Annotated in this window: 5 protein-coding genes, 2 pseudogenes and 1 CRISPR repeat array; of the genes and pseudogenes, 3 read left to right on the forward strand and 4 right to left on the reverse strand. The window is 28.6% G+C overall.

Features of this window, described 5'->3' with window-relative positions:
- Positions 1 to 695: a CRISPR direct-repeat array (repeat unit 25 nt; unit sequence AATCTAACCTTTGAGGAATGTAAAT).
- Positions 696 to 809: 114 nt separating this feature from the next.
- From cas4 to cas2, 3 genes are read left to right on the forward strand one after another with little or no spacing between them, the layout of a single operon-like run.
- Entirely contained in the window at positions 810 to 1,301 is a 492-nt protein-coding gene (gene cas4 / locus ABZA26_RS07910; protein WP_372713980.1) for a CRISPR-associated protein Cas4, read from the forward strand.
- A gap of 9 nt (positions 1,302 to 1,310) precedes the next feature.
- Positions 1,311 to 2,303: a type I-B CRISPR-associated endonuclease Cas1b gene (gene cas1b / locus ABZA26_RS07915; protein ID WP_372713981.1), complete on the forward strand. Its 993-nt coding sequence runs from the start codon at positions 1,311 to 1,313 to the stop codon at positions 2,301 to 2,303.
- A gap of 16 nt (positions 2,304 to 2,319) precedes the next feature.
- Positions 2,320 to 2,598 (forward strand): CRISPR-associated endonuclease Cas2, encoded by a 279-nt coding sequence (gene cas2 / locus ABZA26_RS07920; protein ID WP_372713982.1) that lies wholly within the window; start codon positions 2,320 to 2,322, stop codon positions 2,596 to 2,598.
- A gap of 234 nt (positions 2,599 to 2,832) precedes the next feature.
- On the opposite strand, the pseudogene ABZA26_RS07925 reads toward cas2, so the two are convergent.
- From ABZA26_RS07925 to ABZA26_RS07940, 4 genes and pseudogenes are all read right to left on the reverse strand, one after another.
- A pseudogene (locus ABZA26_RS07925) lies at positions 2,833 to 2,943 on the reverse strand (transposase); the annotation flags it as partial.
- Between the two features lie 85 nt (positions 2,944 to 3,028).
- Complete coding sequence (locus tag ABZA26_RS07930; RefSeq protein ID WP_372713983.1) at positions 3,029 to 3,706, reverse strand: hypothetical protein; 678 nt, start codon at positions 3,704 to 3,706, stop codon at positions 3,029 to 3,031.
- Positions 3,699 to 4,430 carry a ParA family protein gene (locus ABZA26_RS07935; RefSeq protein WP_372713984.1) on the reverse strand — a complete coding sequence of 244 codons (732 nt, stop codon included), beginning with the start codon at positions 4,428 to 4,430 and terminating at the stop codon, positions 3,699 to 3,701. The genes ABZA26_RS07930 and ABZA26_RS07935 overlap by 8 nt, the downstream gene beginning before the upstream one ends.
- A gap of 4 nt (positions 4,431 to 4,434) precedes the next feature.
- A pseudogene (locus ABZA26_RS07940) lies at positions 4,435 to 4,735 on the reverse strand (hypothetical protein); the annotation flags it as partial.

Genomic DNA, 4,735 nt, shown 5'->3' on the forward strand with positions numbered 1-4,735 from the left:
AATCTAACCTTTGAGGAATGTAAATCCGCAGAACCAAGAACAGTTGCCCCGTAAATAGCTAAGTAATAATCTAACCTTTGAGGAATGTAAATCCGTTATAGTAAAATCTATTTTACTTGTTATGAGTGGTAATAATCTAACCTTTGAGGAATGTAAATATTGTAAAACAGTTTTTTCGAATGATGGTTTTAGAAAGTAATAATCTAACCTTTGAGGAATGTAAATAAACCAGTTACTGACCAATCCCCAGTACCTTCAATCGGTAATAATCTAACCTTTGAGGAATGTAAATGTCCAAGAAGTTTGAGCATCAAATACTGCTTTTATCTGTAATAATCTAACCTTTGAGGAATGTAAATGGAGTTGATTCCCATATGCTTTGAGCTCTTTTTGCGGTAATAATCTAACCTTTGAGGAATGTAAATATGAGGCGACATTAATAATTAATTTTGAAATTATACACGTAATAATCTAACCTTTGAGGAATGTAAATTTTCATGTTCTAAAGTTATTCTATCACCAACTTTTAGTAATAATCTAACCTTTGAGGAATGTAAATAATGCTACCTATTACGAGTGGGATTCTGAAAATAATATGTAATAATCTAACCTTTGAGGAATGTAAATTCAAAAAAGACTTTGTTTACTTAATTAATTTTCGTTAAGTAATAATCTAACCTTTGAGGAATCTAAATGTATAACTTATAACTACACTCACAGGACCAACATTTTTAATACAAGTTTACAAATAAAATTTAAATAAAGGAGGATATGGTGTTTGCTTACATAAACATCATACAAGATGAAAAATGAAAAAGATAACAGGGATTATGTTTTATTATTATTATATTTGTCATCGAAAACTTTGGTTATTTACACAAGGGTTAAGTCAAGAAAAAGGGAATGAAAATATAATGCTCGGAAAGCTTTTAGATAAAGATAGCTATGGTCGAGAAAAAAAGCATATCATGGTAGACGAAAGTATAAACATAGATTTTATAAAAGATTGGAAAGTTCTTCATGAAATAAAGAAGAGCAAAAGTATAGAAGAAGCAAGCATATGGCAAGTAAAATATTATATTTACTTTCTTAAAAAAAGGGGAATAGAAATAGAAAAGGGAATACTAGATTATCCTCTGTTAAAAATTAGAAAAGAAGTTTGGATAAGTGATGACGATGAAAAGAATATTGAAAAAATCTTGGAAGAAATAAGATTAGTAATTAGTAAAATAAACTCTCCAAGTGTTATAGACTCTAAGATGTGTAAAAAGTGTGCTTATTATGATTTTTGCTATATATAGGGGGATGCTATGAATGAAAGTTACTACCTGTTTTCTAGTGGGAAATTAAAGAGAAAAGATAACGTAATAAGACTAACTACTCCAGATGGAAGATTTAAAGATATAAAAGTAGAGGTAACGAAAGATATTTACCTTTTTGGAGAAGTAGAACTAAATACTAAATGCCTTATTTATCTTGGACAGATGGAAATAAACCTTCATATTTTTAATTATTATGGTTTTTATACTGGGAGTTATTTTCCAAAAGAAGGAAATGTATCAGGAAGACTATTAGTAAATCAAGTAAAACATTATGATGACGAGAAAAAAAGAATGTTTTTGGCCAAGAAATTTGTAATGGGGTCTGAACATAATATTCATAGAAACCTTAGATATTATAAGGAAAGAGGAAAAGATATAGGAGAAGAGATAGAAAATATTACTTACTATAAAAGTGAGATAGATGGATGTGAATCAGTTAAGGAACTTATGGGAATAGAAGGAAATATAAGAAAAAGCTATTATAAATCTTGGAATAAAATCATTAACCAAGAAATAGATTTTGAAAAAAGAGTAAAGAGGCCTCCTGATAATATGATAAATACCCTTATCTCCTTTATAAATACATTGGTTTATACTACTTGTTTAGGGGAGATCTATAAGACCCAATTAAACCCTACAATAAGTTACCTTCATGTACCAGGAGAAAGACGGTTTTCTCTCTGCCTTGATATATCTGAGGTTTTTAAGCCTCTAATTTCAGATAGGATGATATTCTCTCTTCTTAATAAAAATATAATTACAGAATCTGATTTTGATAGAGAATCAAATTTCTACCATCTTAAAGATAAGGGGAAGAAGAAGATTCTTCAAGAATATGATGAAAGGTTAAAGAAAACAATAAGACATAAAATATTAAAAAAAGATGTAAGTTATCGGCATCTCATAAAATTAGAATGCTATAAACTTATAAAACATTTAATGGATGATAAAGAATATGAGCCATTTAAAATATGGTGGTAAAAATTTAGGAGGTGCTATGTATATAATTTTAATCTACGATATCCGCCTTGATAACACAGGGGCTAAAGTTCTTAGAAATATATTTAAGATCTGTAAAAGATATCTCAGTCATATACAAAACTCTGTATTTGAAGGTGAGATTTCCAAACCATTATTTGAAAAATTAAAAATAGAATTAGATGAATATATAAGAAAAGATCGTGATTCTGTGGTAGTCTTTGAAAGCAGACATGAAAAATATCTAAATAAACACTTCTTAGGAATAGAGGATGAAAACACTTCTAATTTTTTCTAATTCTTTCTCGGGTATTGGGGGGTCTTTCGGGTCTTTCCCAAATTCCGTGTAAATTATATTCCTAGTAATTTAAAAAGGTGATCCAGTTGGATCAACTTTTTAAATTAGATATTTATCCATTTTTTCAAGATAAACTACTACCAATATTCTAAGTATCTTTTCCAAACATCTAATCTTCTGATTCCACTTTTTTGAATTGGCTGTTTATACTCCCCATGGCATTCGTTGTATAAATTTAGGAATAACCGCAGGCTCAAAACTGCCATATCTATCTCTTGGAATATCAAGTTCAACTTCTCCAAGACTGGTCTTTACTTTCTTCTGGTTATATCCAGTTTTATGATTACAGTTTAATTTATTCTAGAGAGCCTGCTGGTTTATTCAGTAATTAAGTTTTGGAGAATATGCAAAATATTTTACATTACTATATTTAACCCTTTTCCTTAAGAAGTTTTTTTATTTTTATAAATTCTTTTTCAATATCCTGTATTTCTTTTAACGCTTTATGTGCCTCTTCTTGACTCATTTTTTCCACTTTCTTCTCATAAGAAAAAATATTTTTATAAAAAGGTAATACTGGTTTAAATTGTTCATTAACCTCTTTAATATCCCCACTTTCCATGAAAGATATTAAATCATTCTTTGACTGAATATCTGAATTGTTTATTAAAGCTATAAATTGTTCTTTTTCTTTATGGACATTTAACTGATCTAAAACCCTCACAGGAAGAGTTGCAAAAAGATTTTTTCCTTTTTCTGTTACGGCCTTTTGGAATAATTCATATCTTATTCTGTGTCTTAATGCAGTTCTTGCGTTGTATTCCATTTCACCCAGCCAAGTATTATAAAGCCCGTCATATTGATTTGAACCAGAAAGTTTATCAAATACTTCTGTAAGTATTTTTCCAGCTGTCAGATTGTTGTTTACTTCATTTGAGTAAAGTTCAGTTCCTTTCTTATTTAAATATATATTTATAGATTCATCTTCGCAAAATTTAAATTCAAATCTATTTTTTATATCTAATAATTTTGCTTCGGTAACTGTTACCGAAGCAGTTTTTTTGTGTGCGATATCTCCTAAAAGAGATGCAGTTTTTTTATTAGCCAAGTCTTATCACTTCCTCTGCAAGTTTTTTGAAATCTATTGCTGCTTTTGATTTTTTATCAAAATCAAATATATTTGTAGTTTCAACTTGACTCTGTGATATTTTAACATCTTGTCTAACTACAGTTTTAAAGATTTGTTCTTTTATTACTTCCATTATAGCGTCAAAATTCTCTGTGTTATGCGAATAACTTTTATTATATTTATTTACAAGAAACTTATTTTCTATATTCGGATTGATAACTTTAATATTTTCCAAAGTATCTGAAAGACTCCTTAATCCTTTTATAGAAAATCTTTCCAGTAATACAGGTGAAATAACTAAATTTGAAGCAACCAGAGAGTTTACAGATAATAATCCGAGACTTGGTGGACAATCTATAAGGCAGTAATCATATCCTTCTACAGAATCCATTTTAGACCTTAATATAGACTCTCTTGCTATCATATTAACTGCTCTTAACTCAAAATCACTTAAAGATATGTCTGCAGGGATAAGATCATAATGCTCTAAAGTCATAACTTTTTTATTTCCTTCCAAAAGAAATTCCAGAGAGGTATTTTCTTGTTCATCAATAACTCCTGAATAATCAGTAGTATCTCCTTGAGGGTCTAAATCTATTAATAAAACTTTTTTGTTTAGTTTGCTAAGTGCTACTGATAAATTGACAGCTGTGGTACTTGTGCCTACTCCACCTTTTTGATTTAATAGTGATATTATTTTCATATTTCTATTCCCCCTCTGTCAAATAAGCTTTAATTGTATTGAAAAAAATAGACTCAGATTTTTTTCTGATTGTTTCAAAAAAATTTGAATTGAGATTTTCTTTTTCCATTACTTTTTTTATTGCTTTCTCTATTTCTTTTTCTGTGAAATCAGATAATTTGACAGGAACTTCCTCTTTTTTTATCAGGATTTCTTTTACATTCTCTATTTTAATGTCTTCCTTAAGTTTTAATTTTATTTTAGTACTTTTCCTCTGTTTTGATTTTTTGATTATCCCATTTATATACTGAACTAAAGTAGTTTCT

This window comes from Ilyobacter sp. (genome assembly GCF_041583315.1).
Taxonomy (GTDB): domain Bacteria; phylum Fusobacteriota; class Fusobacteriia; order Fusobacteriales; family Fusobacteriaceae; genus Ilyobacter.